This window comes from Neobacillus soli NBRC 102451 (genome assembly GCF_001591665.1).
Taxonomy (GTDB): Bacteria; Bacillota; Bacilli; order Bacillales; family Cytobacillaceae; genus Neobacillus; species Neobacillus soli.
The window spans coordinates 1-24,720 of record NZ_BCVI01000060.1; the positions used below are offsets into that span (position 1 = coordinate 1).

Here is a 24,720-nt window from a genome sequence, read left to right on the forward strand (position 1 = left end):
CAATAAATATCACCTGAGAACCACTTACTGAATGAGTAATCACTTGCCCTGCTTTCGCCACAAAATCTCCTCCAAAAGTTTATATTCAAATAAACATCACTTTCTTGAAAAATAAGTGATTTGTTTGTGGCGGAGCGTTCGTAAATATTCCCCGCATAATCTAAGTTTATTGTCATAAGGGCAGCCGCATAACCATTATTGTTGTTAAATCTCTGTACCATCGTTTTTATCCTTGGAATCAATTTGAAAATGGAGGAATCTATACTAAAAGGGAGCATTTTTACCAAGACAACGTAAAAAGGACGCCAAATGCGTCCATTATTCCATCATATTTCGAACTTATTAAAATCCCATTCAAAATCGTTCAAGCAATTCGATGATTACTTTGTATGTAGAGGTAGTATCCATATAGGCATACCTGCCTTTACCGTTCCAGAAATTTCCCCGTTGGATGACTGGATAGCCCATATCCTCCAGCAATTTCACTTTCTCCTCGATATCATTTACCACAAATGATATATGGTGGACACCTTCACCCTGTGTTTCCAGGTGCTTTTTCCACGTGCTTGGTGAATCGCACGGCTCAATTAATTCAAGCTGAAGTAATGGCGTGTTAATAAACATATATTTCGATTTAGCTTCGGTTGGTTCTCTCTCAAAAACAACTTGTGTAAGCTCACTCGGGCCCGACTGAATAACCGGCGGTACCTCCACACCCAATAACTTGCAATACGCTTCTGCTGCAGCATCAAGATCTTTCACAACAATCGACAGCTGCTCCACTTTATTTGTTCCTAATAAAGGCGTGAAGACATCTGTGGGCAGAGCAGTATCCCGCGGTTCCGCACTTTCCAGCAGTTCCACTAGTGTCTTATGCTCCTTGAACGTATCCACATAAACATATCTTCCATCACTGGATGTAAATTCCCCGCTCTGCAACAGCGGATAACCATTTTCCTCAAAAACAGGAAGTCTAGCTTTAATAGAATCGACATCAAAGGCGATATGATGAATGCCTTCCCCAACTGTATCCAAAAACTCACGCATCGTGCCAGGGTCTTGATTCGGTTCAATCAATTCGATTTGTACCGTGGGAGTATTTATAAAAACTAGTTTACTCCGGGAGCCACTTGGCTGGCCCCGAAAGACCACTTTTGAAACATTATGATCACCTGTTAAGAACCAATTGGGTTTCGGGATGCCAAGAAGTTTCGCAAATGCTGCTGATGCCTGCTCAATATCGCGGACAACGAATGCAATTTGATTAACGACGTTATTTCCAGCTAATGGCTTTTTTTCCGTCAATGATTCGGTCATCTAGATTCACCTCGGTTATTTTAATCCAGGGAGCCCTAACAATAAATACCTAGCAATCTTCGACAAAATTCGGGCGGTGACAGGCACCGGCCTTTACACCCGCTTTAGCCAAGCCCGCGAACAGCTAGGCCACCGTCGCTTGATATCACTTCACCGGTTATCGCGCGTGCTTGATCGGAAGCAAGCAGGAGATAGGCCCCGACATGATCTTCAGATGTCATAGCAATTTGCAGCGGGTTGCGTTTTTTGATGCTTTTCTCTTTCGTCTCATTATCGACTACTGTTACAAACGGCTGCAACGGTGGAATAACATGTAATGCCGTTAATGTTCCGCCAGGCGCGACCGCATTCACACGTATATCGGGTGCTAATTCAAATGCCAGCTGGCGCATTAACCCAATTTGCGCATGCTTGCTCGCTGTATACCAAACCCCGCCGCCATCCGGATAGAACCCTGCACCAGAAACAGTGAAAATCATATTCCCGCCAGTCTTCTTCAGTTCCGCAGTTGCCGCTTTTGCCCCGTTAAAATATCCCTTTACATTGATATTGAAAAGCAGGTCATAAGCAGCGGACATGGCTTCCGGTGTAACTTGCTCAAATTTAGCAAATCCATCGAATACACCGGCATTGGCGACAAAGACATCTAATTGACCATAGGTTTCGACAGCCGTTTTTACGGCGTGAACATGATCTTCATAAATTGTCACGTCACCTTCCATGCATTGAACGGATTCCCCAAATTGCTGTTTTAGTTCATTTAACCCTGCCCGAGACTTATCAAGGATGGTGACAACTGCCCCTTCTTTAACACATGCTTCGGTGACAGCCTTGCCAATTCCGGAGGCACCTCCGGTTAAATAAATGGATTTCCCGCTAAGCTGTGCCATCAATGCGCTCCTTTCTCCTTTAAGCTTTAAACAAAAATTGCCAGATTCCGTGTATTTAATGTCGTTTGGTCGACAATGAATCGGCGCTTAGACAGCTTCCATTCCCCATCAGCAAACGTGAATTCATCGTGGCGTTCTCCTGAAATTAAATCGTGATGGATATCTGTACTCCGGCTGCGATAGAGTGTCAAATAACTGTTGACCACCGCTTTATCATTTGGAACATACTCAAGCAGACGGACATTATTGACAGATCTCCGTGTCCGCGACGGCGGTATTTCAGCCCAAGCGTAATCTGTTTTTAAACGATCGACGCGAATCTTCAATAATTCAATGTCATCATCAAAAGCAAACATATCTAACGAATAATCGGGACGCTCCATCCCTTCCTTATTGACCCTGACCGGCATTTGATAAGAAATAGCCGGGTGCAGCAGGCTAAACCAGCTATCAAAATCAATATCATCAAGAAACTTCGCTTCCGCATATAACCATTGCTCAAATTCATAGGTTGCCAGCATCTTCTCTAAACTCATCATGACTCCTCCAATCTTTTTATAAAAAGCTCCCCCGCCTCAGGAATGCGACCTCACGTAGTCATGAGATCAAGCCAGTAACGATAAAAGTTTCTTTGATTGGCCTCCGTGAATTTATCATCAAAAACGACACCGGGGCCGATGAAATCCTCAACAGGTGTCCGGTGCAAGCCCATCGTATAATTATAGGTCAGCTGTTTCACTAATGGCATCGTCCCGGAGGCTGCCGCTGTAATATCGGTAAATACCTCCGTGTCATCCTGTTCAAAAATGCCTGAAGGGCTGAAGGTTAACACAAACGACTCGCGCGAACGTCGCTTCCAATCGTCTGAGGCGTTTTTCTCCACTAACAGCCATGTAATGACTTCCATTTTGTCGGCACCCACCGGTCTCCATAGACGAACCGACGTATTCGAGATCAACTGGCCCTTTACTTTCGTGTGAGAAATCAAGAATGATAGATTTGGAAAAATATTGCCGATCATATTTTTCAAATTAGCCAAAACGTCATACTGTTCGTTTGTTAAATTAGACTTGTATTCCTCTTTTAGTTCCTCCGGAAAAGCAAAATCAGGATTAGGCGTACCCAGGTTTAAACCATGGCCTTTGCTGGTATGGATTTGATAACCTTTTTTAGAATAGGTAGCACTCGGAACCATTCCCAATTTGACAATCGAACCATGGGTAACCATGGTGTGATAGGAGTCACCGACAAAATTATCCGCGCCGATTTTCCAGTTGGAATGAATAACGAATCGCTGCGGCGCCCCGATGACTTCCATTTCTGCCCGGCCAGCAAAAATATCGATATACCATTTAAAATCACCTAAAAAGTCTTCTAATGATTCAGCCTCATCATTCCATGTACCGAACATAAGCCCCTTGTAGGATTCGATTCTAACTTTATGAAGCCCTAATCCTGATTTATCGAATTCCTCGCCATAAATATCCTTTTGCAGCGGAACGCCGACACAATCGCCATTGTTTTTAAAATTAAAGCCATGATACGGACAAGTAAATGATGATTTATTTCCTGCATCCGCCCGGCAAAGCTTCATCCCGCGGTGGGTACACATATTATAAAGAGCACGAATTTCACCATCTGCGCCTCGTGAAACAATCACGGAATAACCTGCCACATCTCTTGTAATGAAATCATTTTTATTGGGGATCTCAGATTCATGACCAATAAACAGCCATGTTTTTAAAAATACCTTTTTATGTTCGATATCATAGACCATTGGATCTCCTAATAGATAGGCGGGAATCGCGCCAATTTCAGGCTGAACGGATTCACTCAAGTATTCAATGGCTTCTTTTTGAGACATATCTTCAAGATTTATATTCGTTTTAATCATCTAAAAATTCCCCCCAAGTCCTCATTTGTTTCTCATTTTCCAGGGGAGTGACACTAAAATCTTTGGGCTTCCCCTGTTTTCTTCATTATAATAAACGAATGTCCCAATCAACAGTCTAACACTTATCCCACTTTTACGACCGCATCGATATTTTTCAATACGGACAGCACACTTAGGGCAGCCAGGTAACTCGTTCTAGGATTATTCGGCATCGGGTCATTTTCCACTTGAAGCGATAATTTTCCGAACGAGCCTGTCGCCTCAATCGAATGACTATTTTTCCCGACTGAAGGATCAGAAATAATTTTCACACCGGTTTGACCCGGCCCCAGACCTGCCAACGACAAAATGATGGATACATTAATATTTTTTGGGAATAATTCAATCGCTTCAGCGGCAGAGCCCTCGAACATTACCTGCTCTCGGTCGGCCGGCGCGCCCGGTAATGCCTGCGGCGGTTTCCTGGTAATAATCGAAACCGATTTGAGTTCTCCAACGGATTTCGCTGCTTTGAGGACATCCAATCCGCCAATCGCCCCTGCTGGCAAATGAATCTTAGTGTCGCTATCCCGGCAGATTCCTTCAAGATTTTGATAAAAGTTCACATCAGCCAAGGCGCCAACACTGCTTAACACTAAATCTTTTCCACTTTTTAAAATGGCCGCCGAATAGTCTTTCACCACTTGAATGGTTGCAGCTTCTACTACTAAGTCAATATCAGCGGACTGGATGAGCGATTGCATATCATCATAGTTTTCTGTATCAAACTCATCAGCAAGCTGTCCGCCCGACTGTTGATTGCGTGTATAAATGCCAACAATTTTGCCACCTGGAAGAAGTCCATCACGATTGATGCTTTGCAGAAGGAACTTTCCAATATTCCCGCCGCCAATTAACCCAATTCTCATCTGGAGTCCCCCTTTAATTCGCCAAACCGTACGAATCAGCGAAGTATTCCAGTCCGCAATGTCTTGTTTCACGGGATAGTCCGCTTTCTTTTAGCCCAGGGAAATCAAGGTGAAGATCCTGGAACACGGTATGGTTATTGTGGAAGACAGCTCCCGCCTCTAAGCGGTCGGCTAATTTCTCAACAAGCGCTTCATCCTCTGTCCAAACAGAAGCTCTTAAACCGAACTCACTGTCATTGGCAAGCACCACGACTTCATCCACATCTGAAAACGGCAAGACTGGAATAACCGGGCCGAATTGTTCAGCACGAACGATTTCACTCTGTTGGTCAACACCGGTAATGATTGTCGGCATAATATAATAACCCTGGTCCCACGATTCCGGATCCAGTTGAATTCCGCCCGTAATGACATTCGCCCCTGCTTCAGCCGCCCGCTTAATCAGGCCGTTTACATAGTCATATTGTGATTTGTTATTTAAAGGACCCATTTCAACATCCGGCTGAATCCCATTTCCCACCCGAATGTGACTGAATTCCTTCGTTAATTTTTCAATAACTTCTTCATATCTGGATTCATGCACATAGATCCTTTTGATGGCGGAGCATACTTGCCCGGCCGCACGCAGGACACCGAAACGAAGGCGCTTGATGGCTTCCTCATCTAATTTAGCATCAGCCAGAACAATCGCTGCATCATTCCCGCCCAGTTCCATATACAGTTTCTTAACGGTACCAGAAGCGGCCCGCATAATTTCTTTTCCCGTTTCCGTACTGCCCACGAAGGCAATCGTCCGAACGCGCGGGTCAGAACATAACGCATCGCCAATCACACCGCCAGAACCCGTCACAATATTAATGACCCCTTCCGGAAAATGAGAAGCGACCACTTGTAAGAAAGTCATAATCGTTAATGGACAGCTGGTTGCCGGCTTAACGACCACCGTGTTTCCTGTCAAAACTGCCGGAATGACCCGCTTAAAGGTAAGAATCAACGGCGAGTTCCAAGGTGAGATAATGGCAGCCACACCGCGCGGACGCTTGCGGATTTGCACCTTTTGATTGCCCGGCAGGCTTTCAGGCTGCCACCATTGCAGTAACTCTTCTGCCCCTTGCTTCATAATATCGATACAACGAAGCAAATCCTTTTTTGCCTCCACAAGTGCCTTGCCATTCTCGCGCACGAGCAAACTAACATTCTCTTCAACGATTGTCTTAATTTTATCGGCAGCAAGCTGCATCCGCTTAGCCCGCTCCGCAATTTCACTTTGCGACCAGCTTTCATAGGCTTTCACCGCGGTAGCTACCGCCTGTTCTACATCCGCCTTGGAACATAAAGCAACCTCGCCGACCACTTCATTCGTATTCGCTGGATTGATGACATTCGCTGTCTTTTCCGCTTGAAGCCACTGCCCGCCAATCAGATATTTTCCTGAAACAACTGGATGTGTTGAAATCACGTTAATTCCCCCTATAACTTTTTCGGTTTGAACGCATCGGCTGCACCTGGAGGACCTCCAAATGGTTTCGCCATTGGTCCGACCGCGTCCATATCAACAACAATCATCGTTGGCTTTTGGTTTTCCACTGCCTTCTCAAGCTCAGTGACAAATTCTGCCGGTGAACCGATTCGCGAGGCATCAAATCCCATCGATTGCGCTAATAACACAAAATCAGGACTTAATAAATCAACGGCCACCTGACGGCCATAAGCTGCACTTTGAATATTTCGGAGCACTCCATAGCCGCCATCATCAAACAGGACGACAATTAGCGGCAGTTTTTCTTGAGCAGCGGTGGCCATTTCACCGACATTGACCATAAACCCGCCATCGCCTGCCATCAGCACCACCGGACGATCGGTAAAGCCCATTTGAGCGCCAATCGCTGTTGGCAGCCCTTGGCCAATCCCGCCGCCGGACGCATGAATCGATGTCCTTGGTTCATAGATTTCAAATAAGCGGCTGCCCCACACATTCGCCTGAACGGTGACATCGCGGACTAAAATCGTGTTAGCAGGAAGCACTTTTCGCATCCCATCGAGGATTTGTTCATATGGACCAAGTGTCGCCCGCAGCTGTGAACGCAATTCTTCCCGTACGGACTGGACTTCATCAAGATAGCTAGGATTCGGAACGATTGATTTTTGCGAGAGTCCTAGATTTAATGCTTGTAATATTTGTTTCGCGTCCCCGACGATTCCATAGCTAGCTTCGTAGTTACGATTAATCGCCTGCCAGTCGGCATCAATCGCGATATGTTCGTTTGGAACGGTGACCTTCCAGTTGGCTGTTTCATTTCCTCTAAATCGAACGCCAATACTGATTAACAAATCAGCGTTTTTCAGTAAGTTTTTCGTTAATTCATTGGCCGCAAAGTGACCGATACATTGTGAATGATTTTCGGGTATACTGCCTTTTCCCGATTGGCTTGTAATGACGGCCGCCCCAATCGTTTCTGCCAAGGCTGCAACCTCTTTCGATGCACCAGAGGTAATCACTCCACCGCCTGCCCAAATGACCGGCCGGCTTGCACCAGCAATTTTGGCTAATGCCTCTTCAGGAAAAAATGGAATGGGATGATTGGTTGGAGCTGATATTCTGATTTCCTCAATCGCATGATTAGGGATAATGGCAGATTGAAAATCAATGGGGATTTCAAGTGTGACAGGTCCTGCCGGATGGGCAAACGCCTCTTGAATGGCTTGTCTGACAACCCCTGCTGCCTGCTCAGGTCTTCTTAAGCGCAAGGCTTTTTTACAAGAGCCTTCCATCATCGACAACTGGTCTTTGCATTCATGGATATAGCCCCGGCCCGTTCCTAAATAGGGTGAAGCCACCTCGCCGGTAAGATGGAGAACGGGTACGCCCGCTGCCCACGCTTCAATTAAGGAACCTGCTGCATTTCCGGCACCCGTTCCCGTACTTGTAATCACAACGCCCAATTTACCTGTCGCCCTCGCATATCCATCCGCCATATTTGCCGCTCCGCTCTCACCGCGCGAGCAGACCAAATGAATACTTCCTTCCCGAAGAATCGCATCATAAATCGGCATATTATGAATACTAACAATGCCAAACGCTGTTTCCACGCCCGCACGGACAAGCTCTTTTACCACTGCGTCAGCGGTCGTAAATTCTCTTTTGTTTAGTTCACTCATTATTCATTCCTGCCTTTACCTATAATTAAAGCGCTTTCCCGAGCGCTCCAGCTGTTTCAATTGTTGAACCCGCCACATAACTTGCTTGACTTGAGGCTAAAAATAAAATCACACTGGCCACTTCGTCGGCTTCCCCTACTCTTCCTAAAGGGATATTTCTCTTTTTGGCTAAGTCCGCATAATAGTCTTCCGCGCTCATCTCAGGCGCATTTTTCAATCTTCTTCGTTCCCATTGATCGGTTCGAATTAATCCTAAACTCACCGAGTTCACTAAGATATTATCGGAAGCAAGCTCTTGGGAGAGTGTCTTGCTTAAATTCAATAATCCAGCTCTCGTTGCCGCTGTCGCAATCATATGTCTTTCCGGCTCTTTCGCCAATGTTGCATTGATATTAATGATCCGTCCGCCGCCTTGTTTAACCAAATAAGGATGGACTGCCTTCACTGCGTAAATGATCGCAAAGTATTTTAACTGAATCTGCTGCTGCCACTGTTCATCGGTTACATCAAAGAAATGGCCCATCACACTTTGTCCGGCTGCATTGACAAGGATATCAATCCTGCCAAAATAGGCAGCTGTTCCGTTGACAAATTCGTTGACCTCATCCTTATTTGTTACGTCACATGTGGCGGCAAAAATGGATTCTTTTGCGCCAAATTTCAGGAGGTGATCATAGGCCTTTTCTTTTCGCTCGCTATCTCTTCCGCAAACAGCTACTTTTGCACCTTCTTGCAGAAACATCTCAGCCGTTTTTAAGCCAACTCCAGAGGTTCCGCCCATAATCACGGCTACTTTATCCTTTAATCCTAAATCCATCATGACACCCCTTCCGGTTAAACCAATGCTTTGACATCTACCCAGCCTGGATCTGCCTCTCCACCCATGGCTGCCCGTGTTTCCGGTTTTGGCGGTCCGGCAATTCCCCATTGGTCCATGAGATGTGGGACACGTTTCCAGACACGCGCGATCCAATCTGCCTCATCTTCAATTGTTTCCAAATAACAGGTATACTCCATCACAAACTTCCCGGGATCTTGAAAGTAACAAAAAATATTGTTGCCAGGACCATGTCTTCCGGGGCCCCAAATCTCTTGATAGCCTGCTTTTCTGACATTACTTATTCCTCTCATGACCTCATCGACGGTATCCACTTCATACGCGATATGATTAACCGAAGCATGTTGATCCTGATTGAAGGCGATCGAGTGATGTTTCCTGTTACAGCGCAAGAAAGCCATTTGGTGCTCGCTCCAGTCTGTCACCTTAAACCCTAAGATATCGGTATAAAACGCGGTAATCATATCCAGGTCTTTCGTATTCATGACGACATGGTTGAGTTTGACCGGATCAACATTTTTCTTGTTCCAAATCGTGGTATGCATTTCCACCCATGCGGATAATTCAATACAGCGGTTTTCCGGATCGACAAAGCGCAAGCCATAGCCTTTCCCCTCTTCATCCAAATAGCCCGGAGCAGAAACAATTTTCACACCTTTTGACGCAAGTGTTTCAGCTGCTCGATCGACTGCATTTTTATCCACCATGCCGAACGCGATATGGTGCAGGCCTCTTTTTTCGCCAGCATGCAGGCTTAATATATGATTTTCAGAACCGGCCCCACGAAAGTAAACAGCATCATCATCTTGCGAAACCTTATCCAATCCCCAAATTCTTTCATAAAAATCAGACTGTTCTTGGAGAACTGGGGTAATTAAGCTTATATGCCGCAAATGTGTTATTCCTAACATCATGCCACCTCCATTTTTTTGTGAAATAACAGGGATGACCTCACATGTAAAAATGAGGACCATCCCTGTTAACGAACAAATTCTAGGTAATCAGGGCTTCTGTTTGAAACATCTGCCTTATTTTCCGTTAATAATTGCTTCTCTTTCTTTTGCACGCTTGATACGAAGTTCTTCTAACGCACTACCTTGTGGATAAGTCGGTAGGTTCGGCTTTACTGCGCCTAACATCACAAGCATTAATGCCTCTTCATCGCTGTCATTGCGAAGTCCGCGATAGACTCCAGGAGGAGAGCTGATGCAATCCCTTTCATTTAAAACGATTTCATGAACTTCACTTTCGCCCACTTCTTGGATAAGCGCGGTCACACTGCCTTTAATAACAAAGAAAACTTCCTCCACATCATCATGTAAATGAAGCGGTCCCTTGCAGCCTGATGGTAAAACCATCGTGCTTAATGTAAAGTGTTCAGCTGCAATGACATTTGCATCATTATTCGCTGTGGCGCCGCGGCCGATATATCTCATTTGAGCCCGGCGATAAGCTGGATCCACCTCTTCTTGAAACTTCAAGACATTCCAATCTAATGAACGATCATTTAAGCGGGCCACATATTTTTTTTCAAACGCTTCTACTGAAAACTTCTCTTCAGACATTTTCAACACTCCTCTTAATGTATGTTTTATATTTGAAACATTGTTTCCCTTATAAACTAATAGTAAATCCCAACATTATAATTGTCAATTATAAATATTGGGACAATTTAATTTTTTAAAACTTTGTTTTGTATAGATAACATCTAAACATGCTTTTCTTGTTATAAAGCTAAATGATTGGGAGGCAAATTCTCCAGCTTGAGCTCTGATGCCTCTCTTTTCAATGTAAACAGATAGGCAGCGAAACCAAGTGTAGAGGCAATGATCAACATAATAATAGAAGGTCCAAAGTCACCGCCGGAAATATCAACCATCCAACCCATGATATAGCTTGAAAACCCGCCAAGAATGTTGGTGAATCCCATCAATCCAGCCGCACGTCCGGCTGTTTCGGGTGTAGAGAATTTAACCATAAATAAATTACTTAAATGGAAGACGCCGCCTTGCGCGCCCATCGCTAAGCCCATGCAGATTCCGGCCATTACCGGTTGTGGAGAAAGAATCGCAGCCGTTAAAAATAAGGCCGTCAACAAAAATAAAATCGTCGCAAGCAAGCTAGGCCGCTTGGTTTTATCCGATAAAAACCCGCAAACTAAGACGAATCCTAACGCAAAGAGCCATGATAAAGAGGTGATGCCTGTCATTGCCTCTCTTGTAAAACCTTTCGAACCAACTAAATAGGTAGGAAGCCAAATACTAATACCGAAAAATAAAAAGGATGCCACTAACATTCCGAACCAAACAATCCAATAACGGTAGTCTTGAGCAAAGTTTTGCTTTTTCGTGGATGCTTTGGTATCTTTTTGGCGAATATAAGCTAATTCATTTTTATCTATTCCCCGATGTTCTTCCGGAGTATCTCGTGTTAGGAAGATAAACATTGGAAGGACGACAAAAATATTAAATCCTGCTAAGAGGAAAAAGGCTGCCTGCCAGTGAAAGCTAGCAATAATAATTGTTAAGATAACAGCCCCGCATGCAGGTCCTAAATAGTTGCCTGCAAGCCAAGTGGATTGCGCTCGACCAAGTTCACGATGGTTAAACCAGTTTGAGATAAACTTCCCGCAAATGGGAATCATCATCCCCTCACCAATTCCTAGGACAATGCGGCTCAAAATAAACATCTCATAAGAAGTAGATAATCCGCCAATAACCATGGTTATTGCCCATACAACCAAACCCAAGATACCTGTCTTTCTAGCACCAAGCTTGTCAATGATAAATCCCCAAATGACATTGGATAGCGCATATGAAATAGTAAACACAAAGGTAATCATTCCAATTTTTGCATTCTTATCTGCACCTGTTAAGCCAAGATCATTTAAGAAACCTTGATCTGTTTGAATAATGGAGATTCCTAATTTATCAATTTGTCCAAAAAACCAAAAGAAGAAAATGGGTACAGCAATATAAATCCATCGTTTATTACCTTTTAGCATTAAAGAGCCCCCTTTATTTTAATGAAGTGAATACGCTTTCAAATGGTTTTTAAATTTACTATAAACTATCTAAAGGCCGAATTGGACTTTTATGCCTCCCTTTTTATTATTTGCAGCAACCACTATGTTTTGTATACGAAACACAGTTTCCTGATAAGTCTATTTTAAAATCTTATGAATATTGTGTCAACATAAATTGTGAATTTTGTTTGACAATTTAAAACACGTTTCATATGTAAAACTTAAAGCTTTATTTGAATAATAAAAAGCCTGCGCGGCTCGCAAGCTTTTTTTGACTTGTTATTAGTTTTTCACATGATTGCCCATAAATCCAGACAGTATTTCTGACACTTCCAGGACTTTAGGCAGTGCGGCTTTCTCAATAAATTCATTATGAAGAATCGTGTCGGTTGCGACCAAATTAATGGCGGCAATAACCTGACCGCTGCGATTGATAATAGGTGCCGCCACAGATTGAATTCCATGGTGCAACTCACCTTTTGTGATCGCATAGCCCTGCTCGCGGATGGTCGCTAATTCTTGTTGGAAATCCACAAAATCAGTTTTGGTCCGTTCGGTGAAAGGTGTTAAGTTTGAGCCGTATAATACTTGATTTAACCGCTCTTGTGGTTGATAGGCGAGTTGAACTTTTCCATTTGCTACTGCATGGGCTGGAAGTCTAAGCCCGATATTCACATTAACAGCGGATACCCCTCTCGCTGCAGCACTGCCCACATAGACCACCTCATGTCCATCCAATATCGATAGATGGCAGGAGGCCCCCGTTTCATCCCTTAATTTTTCTAAATAGGGCTGGGCAATCTCTGGAAGCTTTAATGTGCTTAAGTATGCAAAGCCCAATTCTAATACCTTAGGGGTTAAATTGTATCGTTTGGTATGTTCATCTTGATAAAGATACCCGAGTGTTTGCAGTGTATACAATAACCGGAATGGGACCGTCCGGCTTACATCCAGTTCTTTCGCGATTTCTACCAAGGATAATGTCGGCCGCTCTTCACTAAATAACTTTAAAATTTCCAATCCTCTCACTAAAGAATTGGCACTATACCGTTCCTTTTCCTCTTTTGCCATCAGCATTTCACCATCTCAATGTTAGTAATTTCTTATAGTACAATCATATCAAAGTAAAGCAATGAAACTGTATCTTTATTTTTTTGCTACAGTGGTTAGAAACTCGAGGACGATTGAATTAAATTGATTCGGGTCTTCTTGATAGCACAAATGACCTGTCCCAGGTATGATAACCATTTTTGAGCCCTGAATCGCATCGTGAAAAACCTCTGATTCACTTACCGGGGTAACTTTATCCAATTCACCGCAAATGACAAGGGTAGGAACGGTGATAGAAGATAGGGTATCCATTTGATTCAAATGAAATAAGGAATAAGCGACAGAGCGGAATCCCATTGGCCGAATTTGCCCATAGATTCTTTCTGCTTCTTTCTTGATTTCAGGATCAGGCTGTGGCGAAAGAAGATCCGTTACCCGTAGTTTTGCTAGTTCTTTTGGCTCCATTGTTTCCATGTTCGTTAAGCGATTTTTTAATTTCCGTTCATTCTCTTCCTTACTCAGGGCCACTGCCCCTCTTGTCGCATCGGAAATAATTAGCGCATCAACCATTTGCGGGAATCGGCTGCAAAAGTCAAGGGCAATCGCTGAACCCATGGAATGTCCTAAAAGCGTAACGGATTCATAGTTTAAGTTTTCAATAAATCCTTTTAACACATCGGCAAACTGCGTAAATTCCTTCAATTCCTCTTTTGGATCAGAACTTTTCCCATATCCGGGCGCATCCCATGCGATGACCGTAAACTGCTCAGATAGACCCTTTAATTGTTTTTTCCAGGATTGCGAATTATTCCCCATGCCATGTAAAATGATTAATGGGGCACCTTCCCCTTCGATTTCATAATGAATCGTTAAATCCTCCACTTGTAAAAAAGCCATTTTTCTCCCCCTAAATAGTGATTGTTTCATTGGCGAAACAACGTTTTATATTTTCCATGATAAAACAAATTCAGTATATGTCAATGGAGTTTTCAGAAATTTCATTAGATTGTAAGAAGATAATTAAAAATTAATGAACAGAATTGGATATCCCTTGCTTAAAATGAAAGAATCTGCACTTTAGCATTTAGTGAATGTGGATAGCGTATCACCATCCTCTTCAAAGTAATTCAGGTACCTTTTTGGAGAATATCCCCTTTACCCGTCAAAACGGCCAAAAAGCCAGGCATCATGATGCCTGGCTTAGGTAAATCTAGCAATCGTTCCAGTCCCCTTGTCCTCTATATCGAATAATCCTCAGGTATAAACACCCTCAGTTGTTTTGGCTTTACATACACATCCTCACCTGATTTTAGATTTAGGCTACGAAAGTGTTCTTTCGTTAATTCTACTTCCAAAAAGTCTCCTTCATCTTTACGGATTAATTCAATTTGTACAGCTGCCCCTACAATATGAATATAGCTAATTTTAGCAGCAACGGCATCCGGGCTTGCTTCGCGTTCGATACTAATGTCATGTGGCCTGACGTATCCTACTGCTTCTCTATTCTCTGTTCCAGCGAATTCTGGTGCATCGACTTCAAAACTACCATGCTGTAATTTCCCGTTATGCAAACGGCCTTTAAACAAATTAACATTGCCTAAAAAGTGATACACAAAAGGACTAATCGGATTTTCATAGACTTCTTCTGGTGTACCTATCTGCTCAATTTTCCCTTCATTCATGACGACAACCCGATCAGCCACGTCAAGGGCCTCCTCCTGATCATGCGTAACAAAAATGCTCGTAATCTGGTAATCATCATGGAGTTTTCGAAGCCATCTGCGAAGTTCTTTCCGAACTTTGGCATCTAAGGCACCAAATGGTTCATCTAACAAAAGAACCTTGGGCTCAACTGCTAATGCTCTAGCAAGGGCCACACGCTGCCGTTGCCCACCTGACAAATGGAAAGGATATCGATTGGCAAATGCCTCTAGCTTTACTAACTTAAGTAATTCATAGACCTTCTCTTCAATCTCCTTTTTGGATGGGCGGGTTTTTCTAGGACGTACCTTTAACCCATAGGCGATATTATCAAAAACAGTCATATGGCGGAACAAAGCATAATGTTGAAAGACAAAACCGACTTTACGCTCTTTTGTGTTAATCAGGGTCATATCTTCTTCCCCAAAAAGAATCGCTCCCTGATTCGCAGCTTCTAATCCTGCGATAATCCGTAGAAGGGATGTTTTGCCGGATCCCGAAGGCCCAAGAAGTGCGACGAGTTCCCCCGTTTGAATATCAATTGTAATATTATCAAGGGCTTGGAATGTCCCAAACGATTTAGAGATGTTTTGGATTTGAATACTCATCTTAGGATGCTCCTTCCTCAGGGATTTCTGATTTTTTTACTTTCCATTCAATCACATTTTTCACGACTAACGTAATAATCGCAAAAAATGACAACAAGGACGCAACCGCAAACGCCGCGGAAAATTGATATTCATTGTATAGAATTTCAATATGAAGCGGCATGGTATTTGTCAGCCCCCGAATATGACCTGAAACGACTGATACCGCTCCAAATTCCCCAATTGCACGGGCACTGCAGAGAATAATGCCATATAGTAATCCCCATTTTATATTCGGCAGCGTTACCAATAAAAAGGTCTTCCATCCGTTCGCGCCTAACGTCAATGATGCTTCCTCGTCGGTCGTCCCCTGTGTTTGCATTAACGGAATTAGTTCCCGGGCTACAAAGGGCAATGTCACCAATAGTGTAGCAAGTGCAATACCTGGCACCGCAAAAATAATTTTTATATCATGATCCATTAGCCATTGTCCAAATAAGCCATGAGCACTAAACAATAGAACAAACACCAATCCCGCGATAACAGGTGAGATGGCAAACGGAAGGTCAATAATCGTAATCAAAAGACTTTTTCCTTTAAAATTGAACTTGGTCACCGCCCAAGCAGCAGCTACGCCAAAGATGGCATTGAGCGGCACGGTAATCAGGGCGATGATCATCGTTAACTTGATTGCCGATAAAGCATCTGGATTGCTAATGGCAGCTAGAAAAACGGCACTGCCCTTATCAAATGCTTTTATAAAAATAGCTACCAGCGGTAAAACCAAAAATAAACATAAAAATCCTACGGCTAGTATAATTAGAATCCAGCGAACGAGCCGAGCCTCAGAATCACTTTTTGTATTCTTTACCGGTAAACTTGAATAGTGCACCGAAACGTGTCCAGCCATAATTACCTCCTATTGATTTAGATAAATTTTCTATTCGTCCACCACTGCAGTAAATTAATGACGAATAAAAGAATGAAAGAAAAAATAAGCATAACCGCGGCGATGGCCGTTGCTCCTGCATAATCATATTGTTCTAGCTTCGTCATGATCAAAAGAGGGGTAATTTCCGTGCGCATGGGCATGTTCCCGGCAATAAAGACAACCGAGCCATACTCACCGAGTGCCCTGGCAAAGGCTAGGGCGAAACCTGTTAGTGCCGCAGGCAGCAACTCAGGGAAAATAACTCTTACAAACGTTTGCAATCGGTTTGCTCCCAAACTGGCCGAAGCTTCTTCTATTTCCTTATCTACGTTCTGCAAAACAGGCTGCACCGTTCGAACGACAAAGGGTAATCCGATAAAGGTTAGGGCAAGCGTAATTCCAAGTGGAGTAAAAGCCACTTTAAAATTCAAGAATTGGCCAATCCAGCCATTTTGCGAGTACAAAGTTGTTAAGGCAATTCCTGCAATCGCAGTCGGCAGGGCAAATGGTAAATCGACGAGGCCATCAATCATTCGTCTTCCCGGAAAACGATAGCGGACCAAGACCCATGCAATTAACACACCAAAAACAACATTTATGAAGGCGGCTAATAAAGAGGCCCCAATACTTAATTGATAGGAAGCAACCACCCTCTGGTCAGAAATCGTCTCCCAAACTTTTGACCACGGGACCGTCACAGAATGAATAAAAATCGTCGATAAAGGGAGAATGACGAGGATGCTAATATAAAACATCGTAAACCCTAGGGAAATGCCAAATCCGGGCAGAACACTATTTCTTTTGACTTTCAAGCCTTGCAAGTGAGCCATGAGGTTGTCCCCTTCCGTAGAAGATACATAAGGGGTCCCAAATCTCAAAGAAGCTAGGATCTGGAACGCCTATCAATGAGTAAGTCTGCTTACTTTGGTAGATAAATTTGGTCAAAGGTACCACCGTCATTAAAGTGCTTCTCCTGTGCCTTTTTCCAACCGCCAAAATCATCATCAATCGTAACTAAATTGATTTTGGGGAATAGATCTGAATACTTGTCAAGAATAGCTTGGTTCCGTGGGCGATAGTAATTTTTCGCGATAATTTCCTGCCCTTTGTCGGTGTATAAATAGTTCAAATAGGCCTCTGCTACCTCTTTCGTTCCCTTTTTGTCGACCACTTTATCAACCACAGCAACTGGAGGCTCCGCGAGAATACTAATCGAAGGCACGACAATTTCAAATTTGTCTTTCCCTAATTCATTCAGTGTCAGGAATGCTTCGTTCTCCCAGGCAATCAAGACATCGCCAATCCCCCGTTCCACGAAAGTTGTCGTAGCCCCGCGTGCACCAGAATCTAAAACTTCCACATTTTTATATAATTGGCTCATGAAAGTTTTAATTTTAGCTTCATCGCCAGCATATTTTTCTTTCGCATAAGCCCATGCCGCTAAATAATTCCATCTTGCCCCCCCAGATGTCTTTGGGTTCGGCGTGATAACAGAAACACCTTTTTTGGTTAAATCATCCCAATCATTAATACCTTTCGGGTTATCTTTTCTTACTAAAAATACAATCGTCGAGGTATAAGGAGTTGAATTATCCGGCAGCCTCTTTTGCCACTCCTTATCCACTTTTCCACTTAGGTTTGCAATCTCATCGATGTCATAAGCCAATGCTAAGGTCACAACATCTGCTTCAAGCCCATCAATAACAGCACGGCCCTGTTTACCCGAACCACCATGTGATTGTTGGATGGTAACGCGCTGACCCGTTTTTCCTTCCCAATATTTAGCGAATTCCGTATTAAATTCTTCATAGAGCTCACGGGTTGGATCATATGAGACATTTAATAATTGAACGGGGTCCTTCTTTTTCGATGCCTCTTGTTTGGTTTTATCATCGTTATCTTGTTTTTTGGGACTACTTGCTGTATTACTGCTGCAACCTGCTAAAATGACCGCCAGTAAAACAAGGACTAATGTAAATTTGTAGGCCATTTTTTTATGAATTTTCATTTGATATCCTCCAATTTTTTTAATAATAAAAGGCTGCTGAATTTTCACATTATGCAGAAGGACTTAAGCCCAGACTTTTTGTAAGTAAGTCCGTCCAAAGCTCCCTTTGCACAATCAAAAAATTAAGCAGCCTTCAGAATGACTGATCGGCAACATGTTCATAAGAGTATAACCAATTGATTAGTAAGTGTTGTCACTTTTTGTGAATGATTTTTGTTCATTTGGGGCGACCCTTTTCGTTCCAAATCGAGTTTTCTCTGTCTTATCAATTTGAGTAATCGTGCCGTCATGAATGGTTATCACGACCGAACCATACTCCATACCTTTTAAAGTCGCTAGAATAAAACTTTCTTTCGCTTGATCCACTACTGCCATATTATCACCCCTTCTAATCTAACAATATCTCATAAGAATACTTGGTTTTAATTCAAAAAAAATAAACCCGTATTTTCTTACCTAGATCAAGGACAACAATGTGGACTCCACTTACTAATCGGATATCTCATAGTGAGCAGTTCTCCCTTCTAATGAAAAAAGGCTTATACTCGGGTAATGGAGTATAAGCCTTTGGTTTTCCAATCAGCTCAATATTTAATTTAAATCCTCTGTGGGAAGGAACTTGAATTATTTTTATTTTATTCTGACCTTTCCTACCTGTCAAGTATGTTTTTAAAATTTCTTAAATATTATCAGGTTTGGAGATTGGATTCAATAGATTAGTTAGAGGTAAATACCACTGCCTAGACGAAAATATTTATGAAAGAAACGCCGATATTTTAGAAAAAATGGGGCTTAAAATTGGGCGAATTCTGAGTTGGAAAGACATTGAGTCGTGCATACGAAAGTTTGTCGTCCCCACCGATATTCAAATAGTGTGTGAAACCTGTTCCTGGCGTTCATATGCATTTGTTCCAGAAAAGGTGAATTTGTTTTTTTTCATTAACGTAAATTTATTTTGCTGATACCACTCATGTGTTTCATTTTTAATTCTTGGTAAGTTCTTTACCATTTTTGTGAAATCTTCAATGAAAAGCTGTTCTTTTGATTCCAGTTTTTTGCGCGCAAAACTTCCGATTGACCCCTGTAAGAACCGTCCCTTAGGTCGCACGCCGGGTCTGAGAATAAGTCCTCTTTCTAATTAAAAGAAGTAACGTCCTTTCCAGTAAAAGGGCATTTATTTTTTTAAAATTATATGTCTTTTTCTCCATTAACACCATTAATGGAGTAGCTTACGGTTATTTCCGAATTTAAGGAGTGGGAGACGGAACAATATTTGTCTTTTGATAATTGAATTGCTCGAATGATCTTGTCTTCCGGCAAGTCTCCATCAAACGCATAATGAATGTTTATCGTTGTGAATCTTTTGGGATGGTCTTCGGCTCGTTCGCCTTTCACATCCATTTGGAAGGCGGAAGGCTCGAGGCGCATTTTATGCAAGATTGACATAATATCCATTCCTGTACAACCTGCAACTGCCTGTAAAAGTAATTCTGTCGGCCTAGCGCCTGTGTTCTCTCCCCCGACTTCAGGAGCTGCATCCATGTTAAACTCATGACCAGAGGGAGTAACGCCCGAAAATGCCATTTTTTCTTTCCAGTTAATTGTAAAATCCATATTCATACCCCTTTCACGTTTTTATTCTAACCAATCAGAGCATTCCTTATTTTTATTTCCAATTGCGTAGATGATGACTGGCACTTGGTATAGCCTCTAAAAATACTTGAAATCTAAAACTATTTATACTATGATTGATTTCAGCTTAATATCTACATATTGTTTAGTTTTTTGAAAATAAAACTATATATTGTATTCGCCTTAGGAATAGATGCCGCTAGCGGCTTAATAGGGAATCCGGTGAGAATCCGGAACTGCCCCCGCAACTGTAATTGCTGACGAAATGAGCAAACCACTGTATGAGAGAGTTTATGAAAATAGACGCTTATATGGGAAGGGCTCAAAGTAGAATGACGCAAAAGTCAGGAGACCTGTCTTTCTTAAGTAGTTTCACTTCTTCGGGGATTGAGGAGATGAACGATGGCAGCAAAAGGCAGGAAGTCTTCTTTTTTCCTTTTGTCGTGTGATCGTTTCATCCGCTCAAATCCCTTGAGCGGATTTTTTTGTTAAAGGGGAAATGACGATGACTACAAAAGTAAAAAATAAAATTCAATTAGTATTAGATTGTCTCAAACAATCTTCAGAAAGATACCAATTGGATACAACCATGCTTGAAAAACAAATTAGAGAACTGAACGTGCCAGAGGCTGAAGCTAACCAGCACGCACTCCTCTATGCCATCAATCATATTGCCATGGACCAGCCCGATTGGACCTTTGTCGCATCTAGTTTATTTTTGAATGAATTGTATCAAAAGGCGGCCAAGAACCGCGGATACGACCACACGGCAAAGTACGGAGATTTTTACCTCCTCATTAAACAATTAACAGAAATCGGCATTTACTCTAGCAAACTACTAAGCACCTATACGAAAGACGAAATCGATGAACTAGCTAGTGTGATTGCCCCCGAACGGGATACTCTATTTACTTACATCGGGTTATTTCTACTTGCTGATCGCTATCTCGCTCAAGATCATGAGCGAAATGTGTTTGAACTGCCGCAAGAGCGCTTTATGATCATTGCGATGACGATCATGCAGAATGAACATTCCTCCAAACGGTTACAGCTTGTAAAAGAAGCATATTGGGCCCTAAGTCATCTCTATATGACCGTTGCGACGCCCACACTCGCGAACGCCGGCAAAAGTTTCGGCCAGCTATCCTCTTGTTTCATTGATACTGTTGACGATTCTCTTGACGGTATTTATTTAAATAATTGGGATACCGCGAGACTGAGTAAAGATGGGGGCGGCATTGGCCTCTATTTTGGAAAAGTCCGCGCACTTGGCTCCGATATTAAAAAATTCAAAGGCAACTCTTCAGGGGTTGTTCCGTGGATTAAGCTGGTCAATGATACTGCGGTAAGTGTCGACCAGCTGGGGCAGCGGCAAGGCGCAATTGCTGTGTACTTGGATGTCTTCCATAAAGATATTATGAACGGCTTTCTTGATTTGAAAACAAATAATGGTGATGAACGCCGTAAAGCCCATGATATTTTCACCGGCGTGGCCATACCCGATCTTTTTATGAAAAAACTGCAGGAAACAGATGAGAATGGAAGAAGTATCGGCGAGTGGCATACCTTTTGTCCCCATCAAGTCAAGCAATATATGGGCTGGAAGGATGATAACGGGAACCCACTGGGACTCGAGGATTTTTATGATGAAACCGATCAGGATTATTTTTCAAAAAAATACGAAGAAGCTGTGAATCATCCGTTGCTGCCAAGGAAAACGTACCGGGCGATGGAAATTATGGCGCGGATCATGGTATCTCAGTTGGAAACGGGTACCCCTTACATGTTCTACCGTGACGAAGTAAACAGACAAAATCCCAATAAGCATCTGGCTGGGGCCGGCCGCACCTCGATATATTGCAGCAACCTATGCACGGAAATCGCACAAAATATGTCGGCGACAACCATCATCAATGAATACCAGGATGAAGACGGGAACATTGTCATCGTTCGCAAGCCCGGTGATTTCGTGGTTTGTAACTTGTCTTCTATTAATCTGGCAAAGGCGATCCCGGCCAATATTCTTGAGCGATTGATTCGCATTCAAGTAAGAATGCTGGATAATGTGATTGATTTAAATACAATCTCCGTTGGACAAGCCCAGATAACCAATCAAAAGTTCAGGGCCATTGGTCTCGGAACATTCGGATGGCATCATTTGCTTGCCCTTGAAGGCATACACTGGGAGTCAGAGGCCGCGGTGGAATTGGCCGACCAACTGTATGAGGAGATTGCTTACTATACAATCCACTCCTCTAAAGAACTGGCAATCGAAAAAGGCGCATATCGGGAGTTTCAAGGATCTGAGTGGCAAACGGGGGCCTATTTTGAGCAGAAAAATTATTGTTCGGAAAGATGGATGGAGTTAAAACAGGAAGTTGCTGAACGAGGAATCCGCAACGGCTGGTTAATGGCCGTAGCTCCTAACTCATCAACCGCGAAAATCGGCGCCTCCACAGATGGCATTGACCCCATCTATTCGGTTGAATATGCGGAGGAGAAGAAAAATTTTAAATTCAAAGTCACAGCACCGGACTTGAATCATAAAACGTATCTGTATTACCGCCGGGCACGACATGAATTAGATCAAATATGGAGCATTAAACAAAATGCGGCCCGGCAGCGCCACATCGACCAAGGGATCAGCTTCAACCTTTTTGTTCGTCATGATATTAAAGCCAAAGAATTACTGAACCTGCATTTGGAAGCTTGGAAGCATGGGCTAAAAACAACGTACTACGTTAGAAGTACCTCGCAGGCAGAAATAGCAGAATGTGAAGCGTGCCAAAGCTAGCACGAGGTATATGAGCCTTCGTTCAAATTGTAGATAAAAGAGGACAAACACGGTTAAGGAACTAGGTGAACCAACCTTTCTTATCGACCGTAATTGACTATCAGCTTAGCTTTCGGGCTTTATAAACCTTTCTTATCGACCGTAATTGACTATCAGCTTAGCTTTCGGGCTTTATAATCCTTTCTAATCGACCGTAATTGACTTTCAGCTTGGCTATTGGGCTTTATAAACCTTTCTTATCGACCGTAACTGACTTTCAGCTTGGCTATCGGGCTTTATAAACCTTTCTTATCGACCGTAATTGACTTTCAGCTTGGCTATCGGGCTTTATAAACCTTTCTTATCGACCGTAATTGACTTTCAGCTTGGCTATCGGGCTTTATAAACCACCTAAATGGAGATTTCGGCAACTAAATTTCAAAGCATTAATATTAAAACAAACAAGGAGGTTTTTTCAGATGGATATTCATGCACCATTAGCAAAAATAAAATTGTTAAACCCGGAGTTTCCTAATAAATCAACCGGAATCATTAACGGTGAATCTTCCGGCCTGCTGAACTGGAATGACATCGCCTACCCGCAGATGTACGATTTGTATCAAACATTATTGGGGAATTTTTGGAAAGCACAGGAAATTAATATGCAGGATGATATTAAACAATGGGATATGCTTAGTGCGGCTGAGAAAGAAGTATTTCTAAGGATCAATACCCAGCTGGCCTCGTTGGATAGTCTGCAAACACCAACGATGACACAAGTGATGGATTATGTGACCGATTCCAGCTTTAAGGCGATTTTTGCCGTCATTGCTCAGCAGGAAGCGGTTCATAATGAATCCTATTCTTACATCCTTAGCTCACTTGTCCCTTTAAGCGAGCAGAAGGCCCGGTTCAATCAAGCGAAAAGTGACCCCATCGTGCAAAAACGGAACCAGTTGATTTTGCAGGCTTATGAAAGCTTTCGTGAAACCCCGACACCGCAGCATTTATTTCAATTAGCTGTCAATTCGATAAATCTCGAGGGGATTTATTTTTATGCTGGCTTTGCTTTTTTCTATCACCTTGCCCGACAACAAAAAATGCTCAAGACGAGCACAATGATCAGCTATATCCAGCGGGATGAGATGCAGCACGCTTATTTCATCGCCCAGTTTATCCGGATTCTGTTAACAGAAAATCCAGAATTGAATCATCAGGAAAATATCGACTATGTCTATACAACCATTGGACAAGCTGTCGAGCTGGAAAAAGAGTGGGCCGCTTTCATCCTTAAAGATATAACTGGAATTGATTTAGATGAGTACGATGATTACACGGAATACCTTGCTAATAAACGGTTGCGCCAGCTTGGTTTAGCGAATCTTTATGAGGAGCGAATCAATCCGATGCCATGGATTCATGTGTTCAGCGATGAAATGATGAATGGAACCAAATCGGATTTCTTTGAACAAAAATCACGGACCTATGCGAAGGTAACGCAATCGAATGGCTTCGATGAACTATGAATCTCGCAATCGTGTATACCTCAAAAACAGGGAATACGGAAGAGTTAGTTTATGTCTTAAGAGATTTATTTCTTAGGAAAAAAATAGAGGTTTGTCTGTTTCGGAGTGACCAGTTCCCTTTACAGGATTTACCGTCCTTTGATGCGGTCATTATCGGTACGTACACATGGGGTGATGGGGAGATTCCCGTTGAAATGCGCGCGCTGTATCGCGCTTTTGAAACCATGGATACCAAGCATGTTGTAACCGGTGTTGTCGGCACTGGTGACAGCTTTTACCCCCACTTTTGCGGCGCAGTGGATGCTTTTCGGGACATGCTCTATGCCCACTGTCGTTTGGCTGTCACACTAAAAATCGAGGTCTCACCGCAAACAACAGACCTTGAGCGCTGCCGGAGATTCGCAGACACCATTTGGAATAAAATTGAAAATGGTGCCTAGTTGCTATTTAGTTGTATTTCCACTGAATATAAATTACAATT

At 42.8% G+C, this 24,720-nt stretch carries 24 protein-coding genes and 1 riboswitch; of the genes, 4 read left to right on the top strand and 20 right to left on the bottom strand.

The annotated features are described in order from the left end of the window. The 19 genes from BSO02S_RS27765 to BSO02S_RS20635 all read right to left on the bottom strand — a co-directional run. Nucleotides 1-221 (bottom strand): hypothetical protein (locus BSO02S_RS27765; protein ID WP_218010614.1); only part of this gene is annotated, 221 nt, incomplete at its 3' end. Between the two features lie 133 nt (nucleotides 222-354). After that, entirely contained in the window at nucleotides 355-1,317 is a 963-nt protein-coding gene (locus BSO02S_RS20550) for a VOC family protein (protein WP_066072011.1), read from the bottom strand. 104 nt (nucleotides 1,318-1,421) lie between these two features. Next, nucleotides 1,422-2,207: an SDR family NAD(P)-dependent oxidoreductase gene (locus BSO02S_RS20555; RefSeq protein WP_066072014.1), complete on the bottom strand. Its 786-nt coding sequence runs from the start codon at nucleotides 2,205-2,207 to the stop codon at nucleotides 1,422-1,424. Nucleotides 2,208-2,233: 26 nt separating this feature from the next. Continuing rightward, nucleotides 2,234-2,743, bottom strand: coding sequence for an aromatic-ring-hydroxylating dioxygenase subunit beta (locus tag BSO02S_RS20560; protein ID WP_066072017.1), 510 nt, complete (start codon nucleotides 2,741-2,743; stop codon nucleotides 2,234-2,236). Nucleotides 2,744-2,796: 53 nt separating this feature from the next. Next, nucleotides 2,797-4,101 (bottom strand): aromatic ring-hydroxylating oxygenase subunit alpha, encoded by a 1,305-nt coding sequence (locus tag BSO02S_RS20565; protein WP_066072020.1) that lies wholly within the window; start codon nucleotides 4,099-4,101, stop codon nucleotides 2,797-2,799. A 122-nt stretch (nucleotides 4,102-4,223) separates the two neighbouring features. Next, the gene (gene nadX / locus BSO02S_RS20570) at nucleotides 4,224-5,009 is read right to left on the bottom strand and encodes an aspartate dehydrogenase (RefSeq protein ID WP_066072022.1); all 786 of its coding nucleotides are present in this window, start codon (nucleotides 5,007-5,009) and stop codon (nucleotides 4,224-4,226) included. Nucleotides 5,010-5,022: 13 nt separating this feature from the next. Continuing rightward, nucleotides 5,023-6,468, bottom strand: a complete 1,446-nt coding sequence (locus tag BSO02S_RS20575; protein WP_066072025.1) for an aldehyde dehydrogenase family protein — start codon at nucleotides 6,466-6,468, stop codon at nucleotides 5,023-5,025. 11 nt (nucleotides 6,469-6,479) lie between these two features. After that, nucleotides 6,480-8,168 carry a thiamine pyrophosphate-binding protein gene (locus BSO02S_RS20580; RefSeq protein ID WP_066072028.1) on the bottom strand — a complete coding sequence of 563 codons (1,689 nt, stop codon included), beginning with the start codon at nucleotides 8,166-8,168 and terminating at the stop codon, nucleotides 6,480-6,482. 25 nt (nucleotides 8,169-8,193) lie between these two features. Next, nucleotides 8,194-8,985: an SDR family oxidoreductase gene (locus tag BSO02S_RS20585; protein WP_066072031.1), complete on the bottom strand. Its 792-nt coding sequence runs from the start codon at nucleotides 8,983-8,985 to the stop codon at nucleotides 8,194-8,196. A gap of 17 nt (nucleotides 8,986-9,002) precedes the next feature. Further along, on the bottom strand, nucleotides 9,003-9,917 hold the full coding sequence (locus BSO02S_RS20590; protein WP_066072033.1) for a VOC family protein: 915 nt from the start codon (nucleotides 9,915-9,917) through the stop codon (nucleotides 9,003-9,005). A gap of 117 nt (nucleotides 9,918-10,034) precedes the next feature. Next, entirely contained in the window at nucleotides 10,035-10,571 is a 537-nt protein-coding gene (locus BSO02S_RS20595) for a cupin domain-containing protein (RefSeq protein WP_066072036.1), read from the bottom strand. Between the two features lie 161 nt (nucleotides 10,572-10,732). Further along, entirely contained in the window at nucleotides 10,733-12,010 is a 1,278-nt protein-coding gene (locus BSO02S_RS20600) for an MFS transporter (protein ID WP_066072038.1), read from the bottom strand. Nucleotides 12,011-12,313: 303 nt separating this feature from the next. Further along, nucleotides 12,314-13,102, bottom strand: a complete 789-nt coding sequence (locus BSO02S_RS20605) for an IclR family transcriptional regulator (RefSeq protein WP_066072041.1) — start codon at nucleotides 13,100-13,102, stop codon at nucleotides 12,314-12,316. A gap of 75 nt (nucleotides 13,103-13,177) precedes the next feature. Continuing rightward, nucleotides 13,178-13,978 (bottom strand): alpha/beta fold hydrolase, encoded by an 801-nt coding sequence (locus tag BSO02S_RS20610; protein ID WP_066072044.1) that lies wholly within the window; start codon nucleotides 13,976-13,978, stop codon nucleotides 13,178-13,180. A 341-nt stretch (nucleotides 13,979-14,319) separates the two neighbouring features. Beyond that, a complete protein-coding gene (locus BSO02S_RS20615; protein ID WP_066072047.1) occupies nucleotides 14,320-15,390 on the bottom strand; it encodes a sulfate/molybdate ABC transporter ATP-binding protein in 1,071 nt (356 codons plus the stop codon). Nucleotide 15,391: 1 nt separating this feature from the next. Continuing rightward, nucleotides 15,392-16,279, bottom strand: a complete 888-nt coding sequence (gene cysW, locus BSO02S_RS20620) for a sulfate ABC transporter permease subunit CysW (protein WP_066072049.1) — start codon at nucleotides 16,277-16,279, stop codon at nucleotides 15,392-15,394. A 17-nt stretch (nucleotides 16,280-16,296) separates the two neighbouring features. Then, nucleotides 16,297-17,130 carry a sulfate ABC transporter permease subunit CysT gene (cysT, locus tag BSO02S_RS20625; protein WP_066072052.1) on the bottom strand — a complete coding sequence of 278 codons (834 nt, stop codon included), beginning with the start codon at nucleotides 17,128-17,130 and terminating at the stop codon, nucleotides 16,297-16,299. A gap of 89 nt (nucleotides 17,131-17,219) precedes the next feature. Continuing rightward, nucleotides 17,220-18,308, bottom strand: coding sequence for a sulfate ABC transporter substrate-binding protein (locus tag BSO02S_RS20630; RefSeq protein ID WP_066072056.1), 1,089 nt, complete (start codon nucleotides 18,306-18,308; stop codon nucleotides 17,220-17,222). A 180-nt stretch (nucleotides 18,309-18,488) separates the two neighbouring features. Then, complete coding sequence (locus BSO02S_RS20635) at nucleotides 18,489-18,683, bottom strand: YezD family protein (RefSeq protein WP_066072059.1); 195 nt, start codon at nucleotides 18,681-18,683, stop codon at nucleotides 18,489-18,491. A gap of 320 nt (nucleotides 18,684-19,003) precedes the next feature. Here BSO02S_RS20635 and BSO02S_RS28105 point away from each other — a divergent pair, with 320 nt between their 5' ends. After that, a complete protein-coding gene (locus BSO02S_RS28105; protein ID WP_268876018.1) occupies nucleotides 19,004-19,270 on the top strand; it encodes a DUF1284 domain-containing protein in 267 nt (88 codons plus the stop codon). Nucleotides 19,271-19,496: 226 nt separating this feature from the next. On the opposite strand, the gene BSO02S_RS20645 is transcribed toward BSO02S_RS28105, so the two are convergent. Beyond that, nucleotides 19,497-19,922: an OsmC family protein gene (locus BSO02S_RS20645; protein ID WP_066072067.1), complete on the bottom strand. Its 426-nt coding sequence runs from the start codon at nucleotides 19,920-19,922 to the stop codon at nucleotides 19,497-19,499. Between the two features lie 192 nt (nucleotides 19,923-20,114). Next, nucleotides 20,115-20,314, top strand: a riboswitch (cobalamin riboswitch). Nucleotides 20,315-20,445: 131 nt separating this feature from the next. Here BSO02S_RS20645 and BSO02S_RS20650 point away from each other — a divergent pair. From BSO02S_RS20650 to BSO02S_RS20660, 3 genes are all read left to right on the top strand, one after another. Then, nucleotides 20,446-22,734, top strand: coding sequence for a ribonucleoside-diphosphate reductase subunit alpha (locus BSO02S_RS20650; RefSeq protein ID WP_066072071.1), 2,289 nt, complete (start codon nucleotides 20,446-20,448; stop codon nucleotides 22,732-22,734). 458 nt (nucleotides 22,735-23,192) lie between these two features. Continuing rightward, complete coding sequence (locus tag BSO02S_RS20655; protein WP_066072074.1) at nucleotides 23,193-24,239, top strand: ribonucleotide-diphosphate reductase subunit beta; 1,047 nt, start codon at nucleotides 23,193-23,195, stop codon at nucleotides 24,237-24,239. After that, on the top strand, nucleotides 24,236-24,679 hold the full coding sequence (locus BSO02S_RS20660) for a flavodoxin domain-containing protein (protein WP_066072076.1): 444 nt from the start codon (nucleotides 24,236-24,238) through the stop codon (nucleotides 24,677-24,679). The genes BSO02S_RS20655 and BSO02S_RS20660 overlap by 4 nt, the downstream gene beginning before the upstream one ends. The last annotated feature ends 41 nt before the right edge of the window (nucleotides 24,680-24,720 follow it).